The following is a 25,108-nucleotide window of genomic DNA, read 5'->3' as shown; positions in this document are numbered from 1 at the left end:
TATCTTGTCATACATACCCGGGTACACAAGTTCACTGTCCTATGCAAAGTAAGCAAAAGGTAACACTCTATATTCCACCTCAACTGCATCGCCAACTCAAAATCAAGGCAGCAGTTGAATCGGAACCCATGTCCGCTCTAGCTGAAAAAGCTCTTGTCTTCTATCTCACCCACCCAGAAATCGTAGATGAGTTAGAAGGACTACACGGACATAGCCACAAGGTTTATGCCTGTCCCGAGTGTGCCAGTTCCGTGGTCATAGACCAAGGCGAATTGGTATCACTCAAGAACCAACCCACTGTACTGTCGGACGAAGAAATTTCGGTTACGCAAGTGCGAGAAGTGGGTTCAACCACTGCCCACACAGGAGAAGAAGAACTCGTTCCCTGTTGAGGAAGTCAAAAAACCTAGCTTCGATGATAGTGCGATGTCGTGCTCACAATCGGATATGGGGAAACACCATTAGTAAACGTTGTACCGTCTCTACCCTGGATCGAGGACTATGCAAGAAGAACTTAGTATCCTAATTGAAGCTCGATATCCTCTGATCTACCTCGTGACTTTCGAGGAGGAGCGGTCTGAGCAGGCGATCGCCACCATTGCACAGAACTCGAAGCGCCAGCGGGAAGTATACGTTTGGACAGTAACGAGGGGACTGACCCAATACAGCGGGGAGCAAGCCCGTAACACAGTACAGTCTAACACCGTATCACCGCAATCGGCGATCGAATGGGTAATTCGGCACAGAGAACCAAATGCTAGTGGCAGTATTTACATCTTTAAGGACTTGCACCCCTTTAAGGATTCCCCAGAGGTAACCCGGTGTTTACGCGATGCGATCGCTAACTTCAAAAACACAAACAAGACAATCATCTTGATGTCTCCAGTGCAAGAAGTACCCATCGAGCTAGAAAAAGAAGTAGTCGTTCTTGACTTCCCCCTACCGGACATGACAGAACTCAATCAGGTACTGTCCGCCCAACTTGAGCAAAGCCGTTCTAAGCGCATCAACACCGAAACCAGGGAAAAACTCTTGAAGGCTACCCTAGGTTTAACAAAAGATGAAGCTGAGAAAGTGTACCGCAAAGCCCATGTAACCGCAGGTAGACTGACTGATAAAGAGGTTGAAATTGTTCTGTCTGAGAAAAAACAACTCATTCGGCGCAATGGCATCCTAGAGTTCATAGATGTTGATGAAACCATTGATGCCGTTGGGGGCTTAGAAGAGCTAAAACACTGGTTACAGCAGCGTTCTAATGCCTTTACCGAACGAGCCCGAGAGTATGGTCTACCCCAACCCAAAGGGATGCTAATTTTGGGAATTCCCGGTTGTGGAAAATCCCTGATAGCTAAAACTACATCTAGGCTGTGGGGTTTACCCCTGTTGCGATTAGATATGGGTCGGGTCTATGATGGCTCCATGGTAGGGCGATCGGAAGCCAACCTTCGTAACGCCCTCAAAACGGCAGAATCGATTTCTCCAGCCATCCTATTCATCGATGAATTAGACAAATCCTTTGCCGGAGGGAGTGGCTCTGCTGATTCAGACGGTGGCACATCTAGCCGCATCTTTGGTTCTTTCCTAACCTGGATGCAAGAGAAACAATCCCCCGTGTTCGTGATGGCAACCGCCAACCGAGTCGAAAGGCTTCCCGGTGAGTTCCTCAGAAAAGGACGATTTGACGAAATCTTTTTTGTAGACTTACCCACCAAGGAAGAACGACAAGCTATTTTTCAGATTCACCTCTCCAAACGTCGCTCAGATATTGATCGCTTTGATGTCGATCAGCTCTCTACCATATCTGAGGGCTTCTCAGGAGCGGAAATTGAGCAAGCCCTAATCGCTGCCATGTATGAGGCATTTGCTCAGGATCGCGAGTTTACGCAGCTCGACATCATCGCCGCCATTAAGGCAACCCTACCGCTGTCAAAAACTATGAAGGAACAGGTCACAGCGCTACGAGACTGGGCCAGACAGCGGGCGCGACCGGCTGCGTCCTCCGTCGCTGAATATCAGCGCATGGAGTTCTAACAGGCTTTCTCCTGGTCCAAACAGGAGTAAAGGCTAGCACATTCGCTAGCAGTTTCTATCACAATCGTCTTTGCATCCCACGAAGAGCGATTAAAGTTCAAATCAAAACCGTTGTTGTTTCGTTTTTAGTTCCACTAGGAGGATACCTAAATGTCTCACTTTAGCACACTGCGTACCAAGATCACCGATGCCGAAATCCTGAAATCTTCTCTGCGTGATCTGGGTATCTCTGTGAATTCCAACGCTGACGTTCGCGGTTACAACGGCCAGCGCGTCCGTGCCGACTTGGTTGCCGTCCTTGATGGCGAGTATGACCTGGGTTGGTCTCGCAATAGCGATGGAAGCTACGATTTGATCGCTGACCTGTGGGGTGTCGCTAAAAAACACAACCAAACTGAGTTGATCAACTCTATTAATCAAAAATACGCCGTTAACAAGACTTTGGCTGATGTTAAGCAGCGTGGTCTCCAAGGCGCAAACGTCAAACTGGTTGTTCAAAAATAGAATCTCTGAGCGTTCCCAAGCTGGCGGGTTAACCATTATGACGGGTTAACCCGTTTTTTGTGTGGCTAGTTAATTTAACCATGGAAACGGCCCTGACCATGCTACCATCTTGGTTTTGGGCGGGTTTATTAACATCAACGGGGTGATTCTCCCATTGACTTGATGGCTTGATAATTAGGCATTAGTGGGGGAACTAGCTGAGTTATTACCCGCCCAGGGGATTAACCCGGAGGCATTATCAAGGCGGGTTAATACAGCCTGTTCAGAAATCATTTGATCACCTCTCAAAGTCCCTCTCCCTCTCTGGGATCCAGATTTAGGGTGAGGGCAATCTATTAAGCGACTGGTGAACAAGCTGTAAGTCAACTTGAATAGGGAAAAGGGAGGATTTGAGCAGTTGAAAACGGTTTTATTTTGGGATATTGACGGGACACTTTTAAACACTAAAGGGGCGGGGAGATCGGCGATGGAAGCAGCGATCGCAGATCTAATAGGCGATCGCACCGATTTGTCAGCTTTGAATATGGCGGGATTGACAGATTGGGATATTTGCAGCAGGATTTTAGAAAAGTGCAATCTTGAACCGACGGCGGAAAATATCGAACAACTTGAGAAACTCTACATTAAACATCTCCCCGAAATGTTGCTGCGATGTCCGGGATATGTGTTGGGGGGAGTGCGGGAAATTTTGGAGAATTTGCAACAGCGCACCGATGTTTTATCTTTGGTTTTAACGGGAAATATGGAAGCGGGGGGAAGGGCTAAATTGGCTCACTATGGTCTGGATTCATACTTCCCCCTAGGCGCGTTTTCCAGGCGATCGCGCGAGCGGGTGGAAATTGCACAACGGGCTATGATTTTAGCCGAGCAACAGTTAGGAAAACTCACGCCGGATCGATTATATGTTATTGGTGATACGCCCCATGATGTGCGCTGCGGTCAAGCGATTGGGGCGAGGGCGATCGCGATCGCTTCAGGACACCATGGCGCTGAAGAGTTGAGAGCATGATTTAATCTCAAATTAGGTTAATATTTTAGGGCAATATGGTATAAGAAGCGAGAAGAGTTGAGGATAAACCTATTGCCAGATATGTCAAACCCAAGGAAGCCGCCCAAATCCTTCGAGTCCATGAAAGAACACTCCGCAGATGGGACGACAATGGCTCAATCGAGACCATCAGAACCCCCGCTGGGCAACGACGATACAACGTTGAGTCATATACTGCCAAATCAGGCAGTGACAAACGCAAAGTCGTTATCTATGCCAGAGTTAGTAGCCGCGCCCAGCAGTCCGACCTCAACCGACAGGTGGCCGCACTGTCCAACCTCTACCCCGAAGCAGAAGTCGTCTCAGAAATCGGAGGCGGGCTCAACTTCAAGGGAAAGAAAATGCTGGCCTTACTGGGACATCAATTGTCAGGAGATGTCCGCATGGTTGTCGTTGCCCACAAAGACCGATTGGCAATATGGGGATTTGACTTGTTTCGATGGCTCTGTGAGCAAAACAGGTGCTCACTCATGGTTCTCAACCAGACAAGTCTCAGTCCAGAACCAGAAATGGTTGAGGACATCCTCGCCATCCTCCACTGCTTCAGTTCCCGATTATACCGACGGAGTAAATACAAAACTCAGGTCAAAGAAGATCCGGATTTACCCCAGCCCCGAGCTAAATCAAGTCTGGCGTAAATGGCTGGCTGCTTGTAGGTATTGCTACAACCAAGCAATTGCATTATCTAGGAGTGGTAAACGACTAAGCAAGTTAAAGTTACGCAACGAAGTGATGCAGAGTGACTTACCCGAATGGGTCAAAGAAACACCCTGCCACATTCGGCAAAATGCCATCTTTGATGCCTATCAGGCTTTGACCGCTAGTCCTGATGCCAGGTTTAGAAGTTGTCGTGACAGCTCTCAAGGGATTAAGTTCAATAATACTAATTTCTCTTCAGGGAGTTGGTATCCAAGACTAACGAAAGGATTAACTTTCATGGTTTCCGAACCCATCCCTAAAACTTGCGGGCAAGGGACTCAGTTGGTGTTTACCAAAGGTCGATGGTTGGCGATTTTCCCTGAACCAGTTGCCGTTACCCCAACTGAAGCGAATGGCGTGATTGCATTAGACCCGGGTGTGCGAACTTTCATAACTGGGTTTGATGGCTCTCGATTTCTGGAATTGGGCTCCGGGGATATTGGACGCATTACTAGGCTATGTCAACATTTGGATGATTTGATGAGCCGAATCGCCAAGGAACCCTGTCGTTCAAGAAGGCGACGGATGAGGCAAGCGGCTCAACGAATGAGAACTAAAATCCGGAATTTAGTGGATGAGGCCCACAAACAAATTGCTCACTACTTGACTCACAACTACAGCCTAATTTTTTTGCCCACCTTCGAGACTTCCGATATGGTTGCCAAGGTGAAGCGTCTAATCAGGTCTAAGACTGCCCGCGCCATGCTGACATGGGCGCATTATCGATTCAAACTAACCCTGAGACATCAAGCCGAGATAACTGGAACCACAGTTGTAGATGTGACGGAAGAATACACCAGCAAAACCTGTACTCACTGTGGTCATGTCCATTCCCAGCTAGGTGGCTCAAAAGTGTTCCGATGTCCTGAGTGCGGGTTCACTCTACCCAGGGACTGGAACGGTGCTTTTGGAATCTTTCTAAAAGCTTTGCGGGATACCGCCTCTGTTACCTTAACGGGTAATAGTGCTATCGTCGCATTGTCAGGCAATAGCCGGATAAATGTCGCGTAAATGTATCAGATTGCGGTTCTTGGTGGGTTTGGGATGCACTTCCCCACCCCCAGCAGTTTTTGGAGACGGTGGGACTTAGGGAAACTATTGATTGAGTTGGGCTATGGCAACTCAAATTAGGGCTGGGAGTATCGCGCCACTGACTGATTGGGATTCAACTGTCTCAGGTGGTACTTCTTGCTGTTGATTTTTTAGTCATAAGTATAGCCACGCCAGCACCACAGGTTCATCTAATGCGATCGCTCCTCCCCTTGTCAACCCCTTTATTCTTTTATGGCGGCGATTTGAGCCAGGGATTATAATGGATAATCATAAAAAAGGAGATGTTTCGGAAGGAGAATTGAGAGGGGATGGAGTGGCAAAGTGTGGTTAACTCGATTGATGAGTTTGTGTTTGAAAAAACTGGGGAACACTTGGATAGCCTGCAATTGGCAATTTTAAAGGGAGTGCTGAATGGCCATAAGTATAGTGCGATCGGCAAGCAGTACGGATGTAGTACAGGTCATGCCAAGGATAAGGGATACGAACTATGGCAGTTATTATCAAAAGTCTTTGATCAAGATGTTAATAAATCAAATTTAGTCGCTACAGTTGAGCGTTTAGGGTTTGTAAATTATCAACATCATATTGTCAAGAATTCTGTCAAAATAAGTAATATTAATTTCTGTGGCAATTATGAAACAGCCAATTTAGAAAATCCGGATAAAGTCCATCCTGAATCTCCAGTCACAAATACCATATATGAAGACGAAATAGTTGAACAGATATTGCAAGAGACTAAATTTAAGGCGGTGGAGAAACTAAGTAAACTCGGTTTAACACCGGAACAAATTGCCGAATCCCTAGATTTACCCTTACCAGAAGTTGAGAATTGGATAGAGTAACTTTATCCTCAGTAGTATGAATCAATAATTGTTAAAAAATCTTAAATTACCTTCACAAGCTTATTGAATCTTATTGAATTAGATTCATAAGCTTCATAAGTGTGATGCAATTTTTTCGATATAATCTAATGATTATTAATACACATCGCAATTAATTTAGGAGAATTTTTACGATAAAATTGTAAATTAAAATCACCATAAAATTTTGCCCTTGGAAATATCTGATTGTAAATGAGATGCAAATCATCTGCTTTATGTAAATACAGCGAATAGTCAAACTTAAGAATAATGTTGAAGCTTCTTTTCTCTATCACTTCATTATATATGATAATTTTTGATTGAGATGGCCTGGGAACCTCTTTAAATAAATAATCTTGATCTTGATGAAATTTAGACCTAAAGCTTTCGCTATTAATGTATTGAATATTGTCAGTTTCAATAATTAATTTATTCCAATAATGGCGAAATTTGTGGAGTTTATTTAATTCTGCCTCAACTTGTTGGTAATTCAAATGAAACAATACATTAAATGGATAAATAATGTTACATCTCTCCTTAACTTCTGTTATATCTGTAACATAACAGAAGTTGTCGTTCGATCCTTTTTCTTGAATTTTGTTGAGGAAAAAACCTTGATAATCTTCATCAGTTTCTATGCCAAAAACTCTGTAGCCTTGTTCAAGAAGATGCAAAGTAATTCTTCCCGTTCCTGAGCCAAACTCAACAACAGGAATATTCTTCTCTAATAAAGTGTCATACATCACAAAATCCGGCGAATAATCTTTGTATTGTGCTTCATACATTAATGATTTTAAAAATTTAGCTTGCATAATCACCAAATGTAATTACAAGGTTATATCGATCTTGATCGCAGTCTTCTGGAAGTGGGGTTAAATCATGAGGAGTAGAATCACCAAGATAGAAAAGAGTCGCACTATTGGGAACAGCTTTGTATCTTGTAATTGGCTCGTTAGTATTTTCACCTTTCCAAAATCTCAGATCATGCTCTCTACCTGTCGGACTTTGTAAAAGCCAGTTAAAACGAACTAATAATTGTCCGCCCAAAGAACTATCAGCGTGTTTAGTGATAAACTCATTTGACCTCATGTGAAAAGCATACACTTCACGAAGTTCATTAACTTTCATCCCTGTCAATTTTCTGATCACTTTTAATAAAGTATCAGATTCTAGCTTCGCAATTAAATCTTTAAACACTTGGGGCGAATTATCTTTTTTAGAGTATTCCCAAATATCAAAAGTTTCTTGAGTATATAGTATGTTGTTTTCTCCTGTTCTTCTAATCCAAGCGTTGCATAATTTTAGCTGGGTTAATAGCTCTTTTGCCTCTTGATTAGAAAGTATAGGAGCAATATGAACAACCGGATTTTTCTCAGTCATTAATTGTTGGGGCAATTCAGATTCTTCATAATCAAAAAGAGGTCGGTCTAGAGTGATTATTTCAGCATCTTGAAAACCATTTTTAGCATACTCATCTTCATAACTTATTTTGTATGTAATACTATATGTATCTTCAGGTTCATTTTGTTCTTGCTCTGAATACCAGGAAAACCACTGAACATCATCAGGAATTTGACAAACTTCTCCATCGTTGTAAAATAGCACAGCAAATAGCTCTGAGGTTTCCGGTACAACCACTAATTCTCCAGGAATTAGGTAATTTTCACTGATTAAAATAGGTTTACCATTTAGTACATCAACCCTTTTATATAGCATTAAAAAGGGGCAATTTCCTTCATAGTCACAAGGAAGATAAACACCGTTTGCTATAAGTTTTTTATTATGCTCGTATCGGGTAGATTTGGCACTATCATCAATCAAAATTAGCAGTGAATTTTTATGTTCATCTGAGTATTTAGCATATAGGTCTTTGACTAAATTATAAGGGCCAATAAAATAAACATCATCAATTTTTGTTCCCGGAGTAACTTTGACAACTTGGCTGGCATTTAGTAATCCAGATACATTACTAAGAATTTGTTCAACATTATTGGAAATAAGATTGATAGGGTAACGAATTTTCATTGTTTGATTCCTTATTGATAAGTGATTACCATGCAAACTCTCTCACCAGATATCACTTCACTGACTGAGTGAAAAGATTCCTGATTCATTTCAAAAATAAAGGCTGTATTGGCATTAAGTTTATATGAAGCAAAAGGTGATTTCAGATTAAATATTGAATATAAGTTTAATTCTCCTCCTTCATAAGTTTCCGGATCGGATAGATAGCAAACTATTCTAAATTTTTCACCGTATTCATTATAATCATTGTGAACGATATTAAAGTTAGGTTTAATTAGTTTGTGAAACGAGATAGCCACACATTTTTCTAGAGATATTCTGAATAAAGGTTCTAAACTATGGATAAAATTACTATGAAAAAGAAAGCTAAATTTTCCCCTATCTGCTTCTTGATTCAGAAAATACTCTTCAATAAGTTTCCTTTGAATGATGTATTGAGGAAAATCAACATCATCGTAATATGTCCAAGGGGATTTTTGGGCAAATTCACGGAGCATTTGGAACTGCTCTGGAGAGAAAAAGTTTTCTTTGATATAGTGTTTGTAAGGTTGTTCTAGTAGCTGCATTTTTCTTAACTATAGGTTACACAAATACAATATCTGATGCCTTTGCCGATCGTTTGTACTTCATGAAAAAAATCGTCGGTTAAACGAAAGCCAAACCAAGAGTTCATGGGCATCTTTAATTCTTCATAAACGGTTTGTCCATCTAAATCAAAAAGTCTTAAACACCCTCCTTCATAATCATCTGGTTTAGATAAGTAGTAAACAATTCTAGCTAATTGACCAAATTCGTTTTTATCGGTATGTTTCTGGCTAAAATCACCTATATCCATTTTATGAAAAGTGAAGTCTACGCACTTTTCTAATTTAATCTTCAATGCTTCTGAGAGTAGGGAAATAAAATCCTCTGAAATGAATTTTTCAATGATTGCTTGATTCTGAATGTAACATTCAGTTTCATAGTCAATACTGCTGACTTTATATTTGTAACTACCTTTATCGTAGAGTTCCCATTCTAAACTACTGACGCTTACCATCATAGCATGATATTCACTTAATGTCAAAAAATTTAAGCATTTGATATGTGGATATGGGGTTTTAAAATTTTTCATAATTTATACTTAATCTATACTTGAATTGATCAAAGGATAATTAATCAGCAATTCTCATTTTGACCCGCATCCTGTCCAAAATGCCCGATGATGCCCAATCTTGAACGAAAGAATGGGGCTTTCAAGAATCGCTCTTGAGATAATTCTCAATAAGCTGGGGCAAAATTTCCATAATGAGAATTGCTGATAATTAATTACCAAACTTGCATCCAACCTGAAATAATGGTATCATAAAAACAATTAAAAGCTGTAACCGCACTACATTACTAAAACTGAGAAGATTAATTATGTTCAAGGAAACAGACCTCTGTACTTTAGATGATTTGTTAGTACAAGGTAAATGGAAACAAGCTAATCGTTACACAGGACAGTTAATACATTCAAAGCTAGAAAAAATTACAGGTAAAAATACTTTTATGTGCGAGATAGTTGATTATCTTCCTCAATTTTCTCAAGATCAATTAAAAATAATTGATAATCTTTGGGTAAACAACAGCAATAAACATTTTGGCTTTTCCATCCAAAAAATAAAATGGAGTGAATGTTATAGTGAAGATACTGATAATTTCAAAATGGCGTATCAAGAGTTTTGTCAGCGAATCGGATGGATAAAAGGAAATAGATATCTGGAGAATACAGATCTTGATTTTTCTCTTAATGCCCCACAAGGACACCTGCCTGAACTCTGGGGTGGTTCTTGGCTTGTTATAAATATGATGTTTGGTCATGCAGTAGGGCATGGTTTTAGCTCTGATTTTGGTGATTTTACCATTGATTTTATTAGTCTTTTTTGAAATTTATAATATTGAATATAATATTGCCAATAGTCATGAGATACGCTCCCTTATAAGCATTAGACATCTCCAATAATTGCCCGTCACAAAGCCAGATCAAGGCTTTATATCTGATTTTTGGAGATGTCTATTAGGAAAAATTATATTCAGTTAAAAATATGAACTGCCAACTGTCTTTAAAACTCGGATCTTCCGGGTTAGCGGTAAAAACTGTATTAAATTACACACTTGGCAGGCTTGAAAATGCTTTAAAGCCTTGCCAAATATAGACATAAGTCTGGCTTATCACTATAGATCCGGGAGAGCCTAAAACTCATCGCTAACTTCATTAAATATTTATATTATTGAGTGCTTTTTAAAATGTTTTTTGTATAAAATAAATTTTTCTTCTGACAATACTGAATTAATTGGTTTGTTTCTTGTTGAATAATTAATCTTAATGACTGATAGTAATTTAACAAGGCTTGATCTAATAAAAGCTTGCCCTCATCATTATAATATTTATGATAAGCATTATTGCTGATGACAGTGGATGACTTTTGCCGATAGCCATCAGAAATTAAATCATTCAAGTCTAATCCACCCAGTAATATAACTGTATATTTTATAAGCTTTTCCTGATGAACAGAATTATAATTCTCGGCTGCACAGAAAAAATATTTAATTCGATAGTAAACATCATTACTAATATCACTAAAGTTAATTTTATTTTCTATTAAGGGACTTTTATATCTTGTACTCTCAAATAAATAGCGATCGAATTTCTCCCGATCGTCTCTTGAAAGTAAAGAAGTTAATCTTGGATAGTATTTTTGATACAGTAGAATGGATTCATAGGTTTTGAATAACTGAGAATCACTATCTACTAAATCGTCTATAAATCTGCCAATTAAGCAAAAGTAAAGAATCTTTTTCAAGAAACTTACATTTGCGCGATCGGGAAATTGATTGTGGGTTAGCTGAAAATAGGGGATGGCAAAACGCAGTAAATACATTTGCACAAAAAGAATTAGCAAATCTTCTCTTATCTCTAAATCATAGTCATTTTTGAGAGAAAGAATGTAGTTTTCTTCCTCCTCAAACAATTCTTCAAGGGTTTCAAATTTTTCAATCTCGCATTCTGAAAGAGTATATATGTTACCAAAATTATGTATTTCTTTTGTTAGCATTGTTAATCCAACTGTATAATTACATCACACTCTCTTTTATATTTAGCTTCGTGTAAAGCTACTAAAAGTAAACGCTTGTTTTTCTCCTCTTTAATAGCTGACCAGATTAATTCTGCCATATCTTGATCGATATTTGCAAGAGGTTCATCTAAAATCAAAATCGGTCGATCTATTGAGAGAGTATTAATTACAGACAAAACTCGGCGCTGTCCAACGCTTAATCCAATAACGTCTCCTGTAACTAAAGTATTTTCTGCTTGAGGAAGCTTGGCAATAATCTTATGATATGCTTCAAGGCAATAAGAGTTAGTGACCTTACCATTAATAGTATATAAATCAAGATTTTCTTTGACTGTCATTTCTGCCAGTTTTGGTTCTTGTGGTAGATAGGCGATTTCATCAGCTATTTCAGATACTTCAATAGTAATATCACCATTAATGTTAACATTCAAATTAGTATCTAAACGACCAGCAATTATTTTCAATAAAGTAGTTTTGCCTACCCCTGAGTCACCAGCAATACAAGTAATCTTACCTTTTTCAAGACTGAATTGCCTAAAGTCAATTTTTTTGCTGCTGTCATAAGCATATTTGAAACTATCAATATGAACAGATTTAAAATCAGTGATTGTTTTTTTACCTTCCAGGGATTGATCAAATAGCTGATTGCGATAAATACTTTCAAAACGAACAAAATCAATACGCTGATTTTGCAGAATAGGAATTACTCTTGCTAGATTAGCCAAAGGAGAAGTAATTTTAGAAGCAAATAAATACAATGTGGCAGCAGTGGAGATGCCAAGACTATGGTTAGTGCTTGAGAGTATTGCTACTATAATAACTACCAAAGGAGCTAAAGAAGCCATCCCCGAAAGAACACCATAAAGTAATGAGCCATAAAATCCTTGCAATGAAATTGCGCTGGAATACTCAGTAATATTAGGTGAGATTTTGGCGATGAATTTTTGAAAAACTTCCTTGGGTCTTAAACTATCACTCAAGGAAACTGAAGAACGTATATTTCTACCTACAGTTTCTTCCATCAAAGCATAGTTTCTAGAGGCAACTAAAGCTTTAGGACTCAATATTAAAAGCAAGATAATCCAGCATAAGAAAATTAATAATAATGAATGACCTGCCATTGTATTTTCTTGGTAAGTTCCCCAAAGCAAAATTCCCAGTGTAAATATTGATCCCACTGTGTTGGCTAGTACATTGTGAAAAAATTCTGAGATTTGCCTGATGGTAAGCCAACGTTGTACTACTGTAGATTCCTGTTTTTTGACCTTTTCTGCTGTTTGGGAATAGACTAACTGGTTGATAATTTTCGGAGTAAGTTTGTGATTAAGTAAGGCAAAGTTCCAAGAAATAGACCAAGCAATAACAACATCACAAATCATCCCAATAAAGATGATAACTAAAGCCACTGTCACACAATTGACAATGATCTGTTGTTTGCTTGCAGCACCCTCAGCAAAAGTTTGGTAAAGCCAACTCGCTTTGTTGATATCCCTGGACGGGTCAACTTGTGACACCGCAATATTTAAGGCTTCAATGGAGTAAAGTATGGTGTAGGAAACAAAAACTTGCAAAAGTACAGATAGAACAAATGGTTTCCAGATATATCTAAAAAATCTGAAAATAACTAAAAGAGATTTAAGCGATGGGATTGTAATGGAAATAAGCATTACTAATTTTTTAGGGATTGACTTGATTTTTAAAGGTATTAAATTCTTCTTCTAGTTTGTTCAAATATTTCTCTAAATGTTGGAAATTTTTTTTGCAGTATCTTAAACCTTCATTCCACTCATCAATATTAGAAGTAAATATTTGGAACTCTTGATCAAGTTCAGATTTATATTGCTCAATACAAGACAAATAACAAATTAATTTGCCAACTCGCCATAAGTAAAATTCTCCAGGGGAATTTTGTGAATTAATGCCATCAAGATAACTATCAGCATCATAAAAATATTGTAATGCTGCCTTAAAATCGCCTAAATGTATTTCGCAGTTACCTAAATTAATCTTTAATTTAAAATTTTCTCTTTGATTTTTTTCAGCAATAATTTCTTTTAATTGTTCTAGTTGTTTCTTGGCTTTTTTGATTAAATTTGTTTCTTGGCAATACGAATTATAATATTTTTGCGAATAGCAATAAGCTATTAAATTATAAATTTCTATTTTATATTCCGCCCAATCTAACAATTCTTCAAGATTCTTAAGAGCAAGATCGTAATTGTTTAAAGCATATTCTTGATTACATAAAATAGTTGATCTATTAAGTTTGCATCTTTTTAACAATTCTTTTTCGTTCAAATATTTTTTTTCAAAATCTTCTATCTCTTTTAAAGCTTGTTCAAAATTTTTCATTTTCATGTAGTGATCGACCATAGTAAGCACATTCATTTTTATAGCTTCAGCTTGAATATATTTTTTAAAATCATCACTAATATTATCGATCATTTTTGTTAAATTTTCTGTTTTATCTCTTTCCGATGAAACTATTTTTTGAAGTTCTGAAACTTGACCATTTATTTTTTCACTTAATTCCCCAAGTTTAGCATTAACATCAGTAATATTTGTTTTTAGTTTTTGCTCATCGGCATTCAAGTTTGCTTTAATTGCTTCAATATCCTGATCCAAGTTTTTTATCTTTTCATCCAAATCAGTAATATTTGTTTTTAGTTTTTGCTCATCGGCATTCAAGTTTGCTTTAATTGCTTCAATATCCTGATCCAAGTTTTTTATCTTTTCATCCAACTTTGCTTTAATTGCTTTAATATCCTCATCAAATTTTTCTTTAATTTCTTCAATTTCCTTCATCTTTTTGTTCAATTTTTCTGTTGTAGTTTTGTCAATTTTAGAATAACCCAAGTAACCAAGAATAAATATGGAAATAGTCAAAACAATAGAAAGTATAGTTATTAAAAGAGCAAGAGCCGTTACAACAAACGTATTGTAACCAATAGAAACTCCAAGATCGATTGTCTCTTTTTTCACTTCTGGCTTTTCTGGTTGTTGAGTTGGATTTTCCTTTATTTTTGGTTGTTGAGTTTCTAAACTTTGTTTCTGTATTAGGTTTTCTTGCTTGGGCAAATTAGGAGTATTTTGATCTTGAGTTTGTGCTAAGACTGATTGATTGTGATAGGAAGGATTCAACCAACAAAAAATAACCAGCACAATGGTCATGCTAATTTTTTTCATCCAAATGTGTAAAAGTAAATTTTGACTCTGCATATTTGTTAATTACCAAAAGTTAAGATTATATTGATTCTGTCACAATCAGCATCCCAAGAGATTAAAGAAACATCATGGGGTGTTTGTTCACCTAAACGAAAAATAGTTGCACTATTAGGTACAGATTGGCAGCAATATACAGTTTCATTCTTGACAAATCGCAAATCATGTTTACGGTTGGTAGGTAACTGTAAAAGCCAATTAAATCTAACTAATAGTTTGCCATTCATGTGATGATCTTCATGGATGTCAAAAAATTCACCGTTTTGCATTCTATAAGCATAAATTTCATTGACATATTTGACTGAAATATCACTTATTTTTGATATCGCTTGAACCGTTTCCGGCTTTTTAATCTCCTCAATAATTCTTGTGATAGAAGCAGGGCAATCAGATAATTTACTCATTTCGAGAATATCTAATGACATTTGAATGAAATTGTCAGAATGTCGTTTTACCCATAAAGTTGACTGTTTAATATCATGCAAAAGTTCTTCATGTAATTTCTGATTAAGCACAGGAAATATTTGTGTGAACTGGAACTCCTCTGTCAAAAGTTGCTGAACTATAGTCCTTTCCTCAAAAAATGATTTCTCAAATCTATGAGGTATAACATCAGTATATGAATAGACTTTGTTGTTGATAGTTTTTTGATTATCAAAATTACTTGATTCTAAAAAATAATCTATTGTGTAATTTTCTTTATTAAAAAAAGAAATACTCATCAACTCATTGGGAAGACTTGTGTGGGTATCATTCACTTCATCATAAAATGAAATAGTAGCAATTACTTCAACATTTTCAGTAACTAAAATAAATTCTCCAGGGCGAACTAAATTTTCAGAAATAATTACAGGCTTATTCCCATAGGCATTCATTTGTTTGTATATAATTAGTGTGGGTAACTGTGGGTGTGAATAAGTATGTGGTAAATAATATCCTCTGGCTACTAAATTGTCAATATTTTTTATCTTATTAATAGCATCAAAAAAATTTCCACTGATTCTAAACCGAGTAAAATCAGAAGTAAAGCTTTTAGAACCATTGACTATAAATTTACGAATAGGAGCTATTAAAAAAGAATCGGACAAGGGGATTCTATAGTTGTCAAATAAAAAATCTGAGCAACCTAAAAATGAGCAAATATCAAGACACAGTGAGTTGATATCATTAGTGTAAAAGTTTACTGGATATCTCAAATATTTCATACAGCTTTTTTGACTGGTTCATTAAGATTCTTTAGACGTTCTTTATATTTCTCAATGTTGTTAAACGATTGAGAAAGCATAATACTACGTCTGGTGAAAGTTTTTGCTTGTTTCAAGTCATTGTTTTTTTCGGCAACAAATGACATTAAATAATTGGCCACTGGATTTTTATTCAAAGCAATTTTATTGGCGGCAAAAAATTGTTCGGCTTTGCCAAAGTCATTGGCTTGGAAGTAACTAAACATTTCTCTCAATAAGTCTTCTTCGCTGATTCTTTTACCTACTGAATTAGGAGAATGAGCTATGCAGCCTCCGTAACAAGTTTTATTGAGAGCAAATTCACAAGTGCTACAATATTCAAATGTCTGAGGAACACCATAAAGTTCATCTATATTTTTTTCGTAGTAAGTAACGACTTCTTGAAAATTATTGAAATCCGTCAATTTAGTCCGTTTTAAATCAGCCAGTGCATAGCAGCGGAAAACTTCTAAATCAGGGGTGACATCAATAACCGGACCACAGGATTTAATGGAGTTGATGGTAAATGGTTGAGTGAGAGCAATTCTACCTAATTGTTCATGGGTAAAAAAGCATTTGGGAATAGGGCAATCAAGAGCAGCATCTATTCCACTTTGATAGGCTTCTTCTAAAAAGTCAGCAACACGACTTGAAACTAATTGGTATTCTTCAGGTAGTAAAGTTTGAGTATAAGGATTTTTTGTTAATTCTGGAAAGGCAATTGTCCAACGTAAATAAGTTGAACCATATTCACGACACACCTGCAAAATTTCTTGATAGTTAAATTCTTTCTCGTAAATATTGTAGCCGAAAGTAGCCTTAAACCCATAGCCCAAAATTAAATCAAAATTTTGCAATACTAAGTTGTACTCTTTTTCGGTTTTATAATCTTTTTTTTCATTAAGGTTGAATAAAAAATTAATCCGAGTAGTATCTAATTCACTAATTTTTGCGATTAATTTTGAGGGTACTATGCCTCCTGTGAAAATGCAAATTTTGCTGACATTACACAGTTCTAAAAGTTTTTCAAGCAGGTAAGGTAACTCTAGGTAAAGGAATGGTTCACCTCCAATAATATTCAGTTCAAAGTTCGATCCAGAATTACTAATAAAATCTAATAATATAGGAATATTTTCTTCCTTTAAAGCTGCTTTAGCATTGTTTTTTGCCATTTCATTTGAAGCAAAACAATACTTACAGTAGTTCGTACATTTATCTACTACGATGATATTCATATTTTTAATGCCTCTGTTGTGTTGACTGTGAAATAATGACCAACTGGGATGTAAGACAAAAAATGCTATACTAATGCCCTGCTTTTTGATTCGTGGATAGATATTAATTCCACGATTAAACTCCGATCAATAGTTTGAAGATAAGAATAAAGTTGCTTGGTTGCTAAACAAGTATTTTCAGGAGTTTCGGGATCTGTATGGTCAAATGCTGGACAGCCATGTTCACAAACAAACTTGGCTGGACAATGAACGCACTCGTTATAATATTTTTCTTTTTTGGTGTGAAATTTTTTGAGTAATTCAAAATAATCAACTGGGTTAGTTTCTCTTGTGTCCCTGAAGTTATCTAATTTAAAATTTTTCATATTTCCACTAGATCCAGCACAACCACAAGGGAAAACATTACCGTCATTTTGTACGGCGATCATGGTGACTCCAGCATGACAAAATAAATTGTCGCAGCGAAGTTGTTGAAAAGTTTCTTCCGTTGATTGAGGGGGATTGATGAATTGTTGCAATTTTTTAATCATGCGCGTATCTACAATTTCGCCTTTGTATTTCAACATACAATCAACACAATCTTTAAAAGCCCTAAAAGTTTTCTCTGTTCCCAGCAATTCCATAGAATTTCCTCTGCCTACAGAAGAAGCAATATTCATGTGAAATATCCGAATGCCCAATTCTTCCATTTGTTTGAAAAATAAAGGAATTTTGTTCCAGTTGTGGTGACTTATAACAACAATGACTCCACCAAACAATCCAGCATCTTGCAACTTTTTCATATTGGCAACAGTCACTCCAAAATTTCCTCTCATGGCGTTGTGGGTTTCCTTGTCACCATCTAAGGAAACTCCTACTTTTACTTGGTGTTTTTTAAAGCTTTCAACATGAGCATTTTTTAAGAGGGTAAGATTACTTTGCATACTGAAATATACTTTTTTGCCTAGTTGATTGGCTTTGCTGGTGGCAAAAGTACAGGCTTCTTCAAACCACTCAGGAGTATGTAATAAGGGTTCACCTCCATGAAATACGATGTCTAAGAAATCACTTTTGCTCTCTAGTAGCATTTTAGTGATGGTATCTCGATATAGTTCGTTGGTAAAAAGATTTTTAATTTGCTTGTCTGGCAATAAAGTCTCAGCATAGCAATAGGTGCAACTTAAGTTACACATATTAGTAATTTCAATATGAACTTCGTTGATGTTTTTATATGGTGATTTCATGTTAATAAATCCTTGGAAAAATGGGAGATGGAATTTAAAGCAATAAGTTTTTGATTGTTGTCAATAATTGTTAAACCACAATTATTGAAAATCAGGGATTCAGAAACTCTAGCGTTCAAATTTAAAACAATGGAGGCGATTGCTTGTAAAACATGACCATGAGTTACAATTAAATAATTTTCATTTTTATTTAATTTTTGTAAAAAAATGTTAATTCTTTTAGCGCAATCAGCTAAACTTTCAATATTGGTTTTTTCGATTAGCAACTTTTCGTGTACAATCAAGTTATTATCACTTTCATTTACTATATTATTTATAATTTTACTGGTTTGTTTTGCTCGGGTTAGAGTAGAAGAAACCAAACAGGTTTTTGGAGCAAAAACATTCTTAATATACAATGCAGTGATATTAGCTTGTGCTTTTCCTTTTTCGGTTAGAACATCTTGTTCATCGCTAGAAAAAGAATAATTTTTATCTTGTAAATTAGCTATACATTGTCCATGTCTAATCCATATTTGAGTCATAGTCATCTATTAATTTTTCCCCGTGTTCTAAAAGATATCTTTGATAAATTGGCAATACTGCTTTGAGATCAACTTCTATTTCAGTTAAATCATCATTGATCATTAATTCATTCAACTTATTTTGATATTCGCTTTCCTCAAGCTTGGTAAGATATTTTTCACAAGCTCTACACATATCATTAGGCACTTCTTCCTTTTTAAAGCCCAAATTCCTTAAACTTTGTTGTGGTCCATATTTAGAGAGATACCTGTAAATGGGAGTATTTTCCATTCTGTCAAGTATTGTTTCTAAAGATTCACTGGGATATTGACCGACTACAAAGTTTTTAGTTTTAAACCTTGCCATGTGACAAAGTAATACTTGTCCATCGGGATTAAGAGTGGGAACTGCCATGACATAGGGACAACGGCAATAGTGTTCTTCTTCATTTTGTTCGGCAAGGTGAATATTGTCTGCGCCTCTACCTTCATATTGGTATTCAGAAACTGTCCACTCAATCTTGTCAATATCTATGTTTTCTTTAATCAGAGCTTTTTTTAGGTCTGCCATTTGCAGTGAAGTGTTACCACCTTGACATACAAACACACAAACGTGCATTCCCAAATCTTGCGATCGCTTTGTAAATTGAGTAAACTGCTCAATAGTTACTTTCTGGGCATGAGGCTCATCAAATGAAAGCATGACACATTCAAGCCCAGCCTTATGTAAACTATCTAAAAGTTGCAGCGTATCTTCTCCCGTTTTAGTGAAAGTAGAAGATGTTATATCTGTAAACATCCCCAACTCTTTAGTCCGATTTATTAGATCAATTAGATTATTATAAAGTAGAGGTTCTCCTCCTGTAAAGTGAACGCGGTTAAGACCGTTAGCTTTAGCATCTCTGATGGCTTCTAATCCTATTTGAAGAGGTAGATTTAAACCTTTTGGAGTTGCGGAAATAGAGCAGTGGTAGCAGCCTACATTGCATCTCTCAGTCGTTCGGATTACCAAAGTATATGGCTTCAGTTTTATTTTTTGATCGATCATAATTTTGAGGTTGTGCGTATTGAAATTACAAGCGATACCAGTCAATCTACCAGTACCGCTTGTAGAGGATAAACTGGTAGCATTCAGGTATTTGAGAATTATTTTAGTTTCGATTAATTCCAATTATTCCTGAGTGCTTCTATGAATCTTATAGTTACCTCGGCGATTCAAGATGACTTATGATATTTGTTGTAAACATTATATCCAGAGGGACTTGATACTACTGATTTTTGCTCATCGGTAATCAATTCCATAAATTGATCGAGGGTTGGCGCTTGGAATTCATTTTCTTTCATATTAGCATTTGATTCATTGCTGACATCATTAATTCCGATTTTCTGACTGCTATTTTTCATGGCTAAATACCGTATTTTTACAGATACAAAATCAATCTACATGATATAACCTATCAAATATTTAAGCAATATTATAAATATACTGTAATTGATAGGCTAGTACCTATCTGCTTATTATGATTCAATTATCAAAGTATTGCAAGTCGGAAAAGGACGGAAAAGGACGGAAAAAGACGGGAGTTTGATTAAGAAATGTAAAAATTTAGGATGGTTGCCTCTAATGGTAGATGACAAGATGTTTCCCAAGCGGAATTGAGAGGTAATGGAGTGTCAGCAGTGGAGCGATTCAACTAGGTAAGGCTTGGATAGTCTACCGTTGGTGGTTTAAAAGGAAGTGCGGAAGGGTCAAAAATAGAGAGCGATCGCTCTCGAAAATCCTACCCAAATGCTATACTGTCTGCCATAACCTGCGATGAGAAACTATTTACCATGACCATCGCCCCATCATCAGAACTGGGAATTACCACCCTTCCCGATCATACTCAACTCCCCGACTCCGACGGTACTTTCGTGAAAAACTTTCAGGAGCATCCCCAAAGTATCTTATTGACTGATTCGATTCTATCAACACTAGATAGTCTACACCCAGACCAGCAATATGCCATAGGTCAAGATTCTGGTATCTATTGGCGATTAACAGAACCCCTAGAACGGGGGGCGGAATCTCCAGACTGGTTTTATGTTCCCAACGTTCCCCCAACTCTTGATGGTAGGGTGAGACGTTCCTATGTATTATGGCAGGAATATATCCCCCCTTTAATTGCCATAGAATTTGTGTCGGGAGATGGTTCAGAAGAACGCGATCGCACTCCCTTATATCAAATTTCTGGAGAACGTCATAAACCGGTAAATTTTGGGTATATGAACAAATCATCCGCCCCCCTTTCTATGCTATCTATGAGGTACGGAAAGCCAGTGTAGAAGTCTATCACCTAATGGAAAATCACTATGAGTTAGTGGCCGCGAATGAAAGAGGTCACTATCCCATTCACCCCATGGGTGTAGAATTAGGCATTTGGCTCGGACAGTATGGCAACCTAGAATTGCCTTGGTTGCGCTGGTGGGATAGCCAGGGTAATTTGCTATTAACTGGGGATGAACGAGCTAGAATTGAACGCCAGCGGGCGGAAAATGAACGCCAGCGGGCGGAACAAGCTGAACAGCGTTTTGAACAAGCCGAAGTGGAGTTACAGCAGGAACGCCAACGAGCCGAAGCTGAACGCCAACGGGCGGAAAGACTAGCTGAGTTATTACGCGCCCAGGGAATTGACCCCGAAGAACTTTAAATAAATAGAGGCGATCGCACCTACCTATTTTGGGGAGGGCGATCGCTCTCGAAAATCCTACCCAAATGCTATACTGTCTGCCATAATAGGCTATGAGAAATTATTGACTATGACCATCGCCCAATGAGATAATAGTAGCCAAAAGTTGGGAGCATGATTTAATCTCAAATTAGGTTAACATTTGACGGCAATACGGTATAATACCAAGTATGGTGCGAGACCTTCGGGTATGAAATCGAGCTGAAATGGGCGTGGGGACTACCCGGTGAGGACTTCAACCCCTTGCTTGATTGGGTCGCATCCCTGGCCATCCCATAACACAGCCTGATTTTTTGCCCACCTTCGAGACTTCCAATATGGTTGCCAAGGTGAAGCGTCTAATCAGGTCTAAGACTGCCCGCGCCATGCTGACATGGGCGCATTATCGATTCAAACTAACCCTGAGACATAAGCGCGGAAATAACTGAACAGTTGTAGATGTGACCGAAGAATACACCAGCAAAACCTGTACTCACTGTGGTCATGTCCATTCCCAGCTAGGTGGCTCAAAAGTGTTCCGATGTCCTGAGTGCGGGTTCACTCTACCACGGGACTGGAACGGTGCTTTTGGAATCTTTCTAAAAGCTTTGCGGGATACCGCCTCTGTTACCTTAACGGGTAATAGTGCTATCGTCGCATTGTCAGGCAATAGCCGGATAAATGTCGCGTAAATGTATCAGATAGCTTCTCTGAATCACGTCCTGGTTAGGTAAATCGGTGGAAAAGGTATTTTGATTGATGATAGGGGTAACTAGACCCTATTATTCGATAGTGTCATGAAAACATACCATTAGAAACTAAAACCTAGGAAACTAAAACCATGATTCAGGACTTTGGGATTATCATTGCTTGTTGTTTTAAGGACTACCACTTTGCGGCAGGATGTTGTGCTAGTATTCGCTACTTTTTGGGGGATGTTCCTATCTGTTTAATCGTTGATGGTGATTTTAATACAACCAGCTTAGAAAGCACTTACGGTGTTAAGATTATTAATCAAAAGACGGTCAAGCATCCGTTTCTCAAGGAAAATAGTTTTGGTTGGGGCTTGACTAAAATGATTGCCTTTTGGGAAAGTCCTTGGCAGAATTTTCTGTTTTTAGATGCGGATACAATAGTCTGGGGGGATGTGCTAGATTTTGGGGATCTTGAACATTATGACATGATTATTGATCATAACTTGGAAAATTGGAAGGCTGAAGATATTTCGCGTTTATTCTTTGACTTGGAGGGGATGAAAAAGCACTTCCCTGATTTTAATTATCAAGATAGACCCTATTTTGTTACCGGGGTATTTTGGGGAAAGAGGGGGATTTTTAGCTTGGCTGAATATGCGGAAATGTTGGAGTTTAAGAATCGATACCCTGATGTTTTTAAATATGGTGAACAAGGGCTATTAAATTTCATGATTTTTCGGGCATTAGATGAGGGCAAAATTAATGTAAAAACTGCGCTAATTCAGGTTTTGATGTGGAACTATTCCCAAGAAGAAATGCGTCAACGTTTCCCCATTGAGGACGGAAAAATTGGGAATCACGATTGGCAGAAAGAGGCTTGTGTTATTCATTGGGCTGGGATAAAACCATTTCTGGTTAATGATGTTTATTCAGACCCGATGAATTTTATGCAGCAGAAGTTTTATGAAGACTCTGAATGCCTAATTTATGGCAATGTTAAGATTAATTTGCTGCTGGAAGATTTGTGGCGATATCGACCCACCCGAAAATTTATTAAAAAACTGTTTTGGTATTTGGTCAAATCCCCCAGTAGTCTATTTTCTAACACCTCAACTGTGGGTCAAAATCGAGGCTGACAGGTTCAATTTTCTGATGATAAATTTGGTATTTGCCAGTTCATTAACCAGATTTAAAGAAAATTTATAATTTGTATATTCAGGGTTTAATTACTGTCCTCATTTGGTCGGGTATTGCTATAAGTGTCGATTAGCATTTGAATTTGGGTTAAAGCATGATTAACTCCCTCTTCTCCGGTGGGAGAAAGACGATCGCCTAAATCAAAGTTATCGCCGGGGACTGCTACTAGCCAGGCTTGGGGTGTGTATTCATAGAGAGTTTTGGCTAAGGAAAGAAGCGATCGCGGATTGATAGAATGACCCAAGTTAACCACTGTTTCTGAGTCATCAGGTGTCAGGGGTGAAACTTCCAGGACTTCCCCAGTAATACTAGCATCGACGAAAATGGCATAGTCAAAATGGGTTAATTCTTCGGCTATTTCCGGGGTTAATTGGTGAACTGAACGCGATCGCACATTAGGTTTTTCCCACTCTTCTACCAACCTGGCTACTTCCTGTCCAATGCCATCATCACCCCTTAACTGATTACCATAGCCAATAATTAAGAAATACTTGACATTTTCCATGGTATATGTTAGTCGTATAGTTAGTCGTAATTATCTGTTAAGAGTATCTGATGGTAAGACCATAGTCAGATAATTTAACAATATTCTACGGTAACTTCTTTCTGTTTTTGTTTGAGTAAGTTTACCAAATCTTCAATTAAACTGCGTCGAATCGAGATATTTTTAGGAAGGAGAGGATTTTGGTAAAACTCATTAATCTGTTGACCAACCAAAAGGAAAATAGAATCAGCCTCTAAAATTTCTCGCGCCAGAAGTACCGCACCATTTTGGTCAGAAGGAAGTCGGGTGATATCACAATTACACTGTCGGAGAACTGCTGTAGCTTTAGAAATAGTCAAAATTCCCTCAGTGACCAAATCAATTTCGGTTAATTTACCGATAGGGGGTAAATCTTTTCGCATGGTGGAAATATCCATTTCGACAGTTTCCCCCATATAATTAGCCACCAGATTTCCGGTAGTACCCCCACAGATAACTTTACGACCTTTAAAACTTAACAAACGTTCAGCATATAACTCATCCTTGGTAATATCTAAAGGAGGTCCGGTAAAAATCATAACCGGGTTACGTTTGCGGACATAAATACCAACAAAAGTAGCATCATCTCCGATTTTATCTCGATAAAGCGATCGCGTTTCCGCCATCACCTGTTCAATAATGCTACGGGAGTTAGTCGCTTGAGTCATAAACACTTTTTCCATGTATTTAGCGATATTATCCCACCCCCAACCAAAATTCATGGTATCCCCTAAACCAGCATAAAGAACACCATCACTAATAGCGCCCAGAAAGTCTCCCCTTTCTAGCTGTCCTTCCGAGGAAAGTATTTTTTTGCCGAGGATTTTTTCAGTCTTAGTGTCTAGTTTAATTACCCGTCCTTTGTTAAAATAAAAGACGGGGGGGTTATCAAAATTAATCACCTTAAACTGATTGGTTTGGTGGTCAATTTGAATAATGGTAAATGTGGCGTATGCAATTTGGCGAACTTGACAAATTGGCAGAGTTCCAATCACAGTTTTGATGACTTCCTCTAGGGGAACATCAGCATTTAACATAGTGATTAAAATTTCTGTAGTCAGGGTAGCTAGGATATTAGCTTTTACCCCACTTCCCAAACCATCAGAGAGGACGATGGTGCTTTTAGTTTCAGTTTTGGTAAACTTAACCTGGTCTCCACAGAGTTCCTCGCCTTTTTTATTAAGGCTGCGATCGCAAATATCAAAAAAGTTATCTTGACCCATAAGCCGACTCAACTACTTGGTTTGGTAAACAAAAATAT

24 protein-coding genes and 2 pseudogenes are annotated in these 25,108 nt (G+C 37.7%); 11 read left to right on the top strand and 15 right to left on the bottom strand.

All coding sequences use genetic code 11. From position 1 onward, the window contains the following. Nucleotides 1-41 precede the first annotated feature (41 nt). The 7 genes from XZ46_RS19955 (at nucleotide 42) to XZ46_RS19925 (ending at nucleotide 6,177) form a co-directional block, all read left to right on the top strand. Nucleotides 42-392, top strand: a complete 351-nt coding sequence (locus tag XZ46_RS19955; protein WP_006624065.1) for a slr0373 family blue light stress response protein — start codon at nucleotides 42-44, stop codon at nucleotides 390-392. A gap of 109 nt (nucleotides 393-501) precedes the next feature. After that, on the top strand, nucleotides 502-2,031 hold the full coding sequence (gene ycf46 / locus XZ46_RS19950; RefSeq protein ID WP_008053093.1) for a stress-responsive protein Ycf46: 1,530 nt from the start codon (nucleotides 502-504) through the stop codon (nucleotides 2,029-2,031). A gap of 150 nt (nucleotides 2,032-2,181) precedes the next feature. Beyond that, on the top strand, nucleotides 2,182-2,535 hold the full coding sequence (locus XZ46_RS30480) for a DUF1257 domain-containing protein (protein WP_006617969.1): 354 nt from the start codon (nucleotides 2,182-2,184) through the stop codon (nucleotides 2,533-2,535). A gap of 397 nt (nucleotides 2,536-2,932) precedes the next feature. After that, on the top strand, nucleotides 2,933-3,544 hold the full coding sequence (locus XZ46_RS19940) for an HAD family hydrolase (protein ID WP_228116379.1): 612 nt from the start codon (nucleotides 2,933-2,935) through the stop codon (nucleotides 3,542-3,544). 71 nt (nucleotides 3,545-3,615) lie between these two features. Further along, the gene (locus XZ46_RS30470; protein WP_071829370.1) at nucleotides 3,616-4,221 is read left to right on the top strand and encodes an IS607 family transposase; all 606 of its coding nucleotides are present in this window, start codon (nucleotides 3,616-3,618) and stop codon (nucleotides 4,219-4,221) included. Further along, the gene (locus XZ46_RS19930; RefSeq protein ID WP_228116614.1) at nucleotides 4,178-5,293 is read left to right on the top strand and encodes an RNA-guided endonuclease InsQ/TnpB family protein; all 1,116 of its coding nucleotides are present in this window, start codon (nucleotides 4,178-4,180) and stop codon (nucleotides 5,291-5,293) included. Before XZ46_RS30470 ends, XZ46_RS19930 begins: the two co-directional genes overlap by 44 nt. Before the next feature lie 350 nt (nucleotides 5,294-5,643). Continuing rightward, nucleotides 5,644-6,177, top strand: coding sequence for a helix-turn-helix domain-containing protein (locus XZ46_RS19925; RefSeq protein WP_008053086.1), 534 nt, complete (start codon nucleotides 5,644-5,646; stop codon nucleotides 6,175-6,177). Nucleotides 6,178-6,302: 125 nt separating this feature from the next. On the opposite strand, the gene XZ46_RS19920 is transcribed toward XZ46_RS19925, so the two are convergent. Genes XZ46_RS19920 through XZ46_RS19905 form a run of 4 tightly spaced genes read right to left on the bottom strand, consistent with a single transcriptional unit; the run spans nucleotide 6,303 to nucleotide 9,334 of the window. Next, nucleotides 6,303-7,007 carry a class I SAM-dependent methyltransferase gene (locus XZ46_RS19920; protein ID WP_048895191.1) on the bottom strand — a complete coding sequence of 235 codons (705 nt, stop codon included), beginning with the start codon at nucleotides 7,005-7,007 and terminating at the stop codon, nucleotides 6,303-6,305. Continuing rightward, nucleotides 6,997-8,220 (bottom strand): hypothetical protein, encoded by a 1,224-nt coding sequence (locus XZ46_RS19915; protein WP_008053084.1) that lies wholly within the window; start codon nucleotides 8,218-8,220, stop codon nucleotides 6,997-6,999. Before XZ46_RS19915 ends, XZ46_RS19920 begins: the two co-directional genes overlap by 11 nt. Before the next feature lie 11 nt (nucleotides 8,221-8,231). Then, the gene (locus tag XZ46_RS19910; RefSeq protein ID WP_008053083.1) at nucleotides 8,232-8,786 is read right to left on the bottom strand and encodes a 2OG-Fe(II) oxygenase; all 555 of its coding nucleotides are present in this window, start codon (nucleotides 8,784-8,786) and stop codon (nucleotides 8,232-8,234) included. Between the two features lie 5 nt (nucleotides 8,787-8,791). Then, the gene (locus XZ46_RS19905; protein ID WP_008053082.1) at nucleotides 8,792-9,334 is read right to left on the bottom strand and encodes a 2OG-Fe(II) oxygenase; all 543 of its coding nucleotides are present in this window, start codon (nucleotides 9,332-9,334) and stop codon (nucleotides 8,792-8,794) included. Between the two features lie 287 nt (nucleotides 9,335-9,621). Between XZ46_RS19905 and XZ46_RS19900 the strand changes: the two genes are divergently transcribed. Next, nucleotides 9,622-10,128, top strand: a complete 507-nt coding sequence (locus XZ46_RS19900) for a GUN4 domain-containing protein (RefSeq protein WP_008053081.1) — start codon at nucleotides 9,622-9,624, stop codon at nucleotides 10,126-10,128. 341 nt (nucleotides 10,129-10,469) lie between these two features. Here the strand turns inward: XZ46_RS19900 and XZ46_RS19895 are convergent, their stop codons facing one another. The 9 genes from XZ46_RS19895 to XZ46_RS19855 form a co-directional block, all read right to left on the bottom strand. Beyond that, nucleotides 10,470-11,297 carry a hypothetical protein gene (locus tag XZ46_RS19895; protein ID WP_008053077.1) on the bottom strand — a complete coding sequence of 276 codons (828 nt, stop codon included), beginning with the start codon at nucleotides 11,295-11,297 and terminating at the stop codon, nucleotides 10,470-10,472. A gap of 2 nt (nucleotides 11,298-11,299) precedes the next feature. Continuing rightward, entirely contained in the window at nucleotides 11,300-12,985 is a 1,686-nt protein-coding gene (locus XZ46_RS19890; RefSeq protein WP_008053076.1) for an ABC transporter ATP-binding protein, read from the bottom strand. A 10-nt stretch (nucleotides 12,986-12,995) separates the two neighbouring features. Beyond that, complete coding sequence (locus tag XZ46_RS19885; protein WP_008053075.1) at nucleotides 12,996-14,537, bottom strand: coiled-coil domain-containing protein; 1,542 nt, start codon at nucleotides 14,535-14,537, stop codon at nucleotides 12,996-12,998. Between the two features lie 5 nt (nucleotides 14,538-14,542). Then, nucleotides 14,543-15,628, bottom strand: coding sequence for a hypothetical protein (locus XZ46_RS19880; protein WP_157234455.1), 1,086 nt, complete (start codon nucleotides 15,626-15,628; stop codon nucleotides 14,543-14,545). 113 nt (nucleotides 15,629-15,741) lie between these two features. Continuing rightward, nucleotides 15,742-16,998, bottom strand: coding sequence for a radical SAM protein (locus tag XZ46_RS19875; protein WP_008053073.1), 1,257 nt, complete (start codon nucleotides 16,996-16,998; stop codon nucleotides 15,742-15,744). A 65-nt stretch (nucleotides 16,999-17,063) separates the two neighbouring features. Continuing rightward, the gene (locus XZ46_RS19870; protein WP_008053072.1) at nucleotides 17,064-18,221 is read right to left on the bottom strand and encodes a radical SAM/SPASM domain-containing protein; all 1,158 of its coding nucleotides are present in this window, start codon (nucleotides 18,219-18,221) and stop codon (nucleotides 17,064-17,066) included. Then, a complete protein-coding gene (locus XZ46_RS19865) occupies nucleotides 18,218-18,751 on the bottom strand; it encodes a phosphoglycerate mutase family protein (RefSeq protein WP_081593291.1) in 534 nt (177 codons plus the stop codon). The genes XZ46_RS19870 and XZ46_RS19865 overlap by 4 nt, the downstream gene beginning before the upstream one ends. Next, nucleotides 18,726-19,895 carry a radical SAM protein gene (locus XZ46_RS19860; protein ID WP_048895189.1) on the bottom strand — a complete coding sequence of 390 codons (1,170 nt, stop codon included), beginning with the start codon at nucleotides 19,893-19,895 and terminating at the stop codon, nucleotides 18,726-18,728. The genes XZ46_RS19865 and XZ46_RS19860 overlap by 26 nt, the downstream gene beginning before the upstream one ends. 44 nt (nucleotides 19,896-19,939) lie before the next feature. After that, nucleotides 19,940-20,128: a hypothetical protein gene (locus XZ46_RS19855; RefSeq protein WP_008053068.1), complete on the bottom strand. Its 189-nt coding sequence runs from the start codon at nucleotides 20,126-20,128 to the stop codon at nucleotides 19,940-19,942. Nucleotides 20,129-20,557: 429 nt separating this feature from the next. Between XZ46_RS19855 and XZ46_RS19850 the strand changes: the two are divergent. The 3 genes and pseudogenes from XZ46_RS19850 (at nucleotide 20,558) to XZ46_RS19845 (ending at nucleotide 23,263) form a co-directional block, all read left to right on the top strand. Further along, a pseudogene (locus XZ46_RS19850) lies at nucleotides 20,558-21,414 on the top strand (Uma2 family endonuclease). Nucleotides 21,415-21,743: 329 nt separating this feature from the next. Beyond that, nucleotides 21,744-22,124, top strand: a pseudogene (locus XZ46_RS30465) (zinc ribbon domain-containing protein); the annotation flags it as partial. Between the two features lie 149 nt (nucleotides 22,125-22,273). Further along, a complete protein-coding gene (locus XZ46_RS19845; protein ID WP_008053064.1) occupies nucleotides 22,274-23,263 on the top strand; it encodes a glycosyltransferase family protein in 990 nt (329 codons plus the stop codon). 86 nt (nucleotides 23,264-23,349) lie between these two features. Here XZ46_RS19845 and XZ46_RS19840 read toward each other — a convergent pair whose 3' ends face one another. Beyond that, nucleotides 23,350-23,829, bottom strand: coding sequence for a hydrogenase maturation protease (locus XZ46_RS19840; RefSeq protein WP_008053063.1), 480 nt, complete (start codon nucleotides 23,827-23,829; stop codon nucleotides 23,350-23,352). 74 nt (nucleotides 23,830-23,903) lie between these two features. Beyond that, nucleotides 23,904-25,070: a SpoIIE family protein phosphatase gene (locus XZ46_RS19835; RefSeq protein ID WP_008053062.1), complete on the bottom strand. Its 1,167-nt coding sequence runs from the start codon at nucleotides 25,068-25,070 to the stop codon at nucleotides 23,904-23,906. Nucleotides 25,071-25,108: the final 38 nt, after the last annotated feature.

This window comes from Limnospira indica PCC 8005 (genome assembly GCF_000973065.1).
In the GTDB taxonomy this organism is placed as follows: Bacteria; Cyanobacteriota; Cyanobacteriia; order Cyanobacteriales; family Microcoleaceae; genus Limnospira; species Limnospira fusiformis.
The sequence above is the reverse complement of the archived record's forward strand: the minus strand, read 5'-3'. Positions and strand labels throughout refer to the sequence as shown.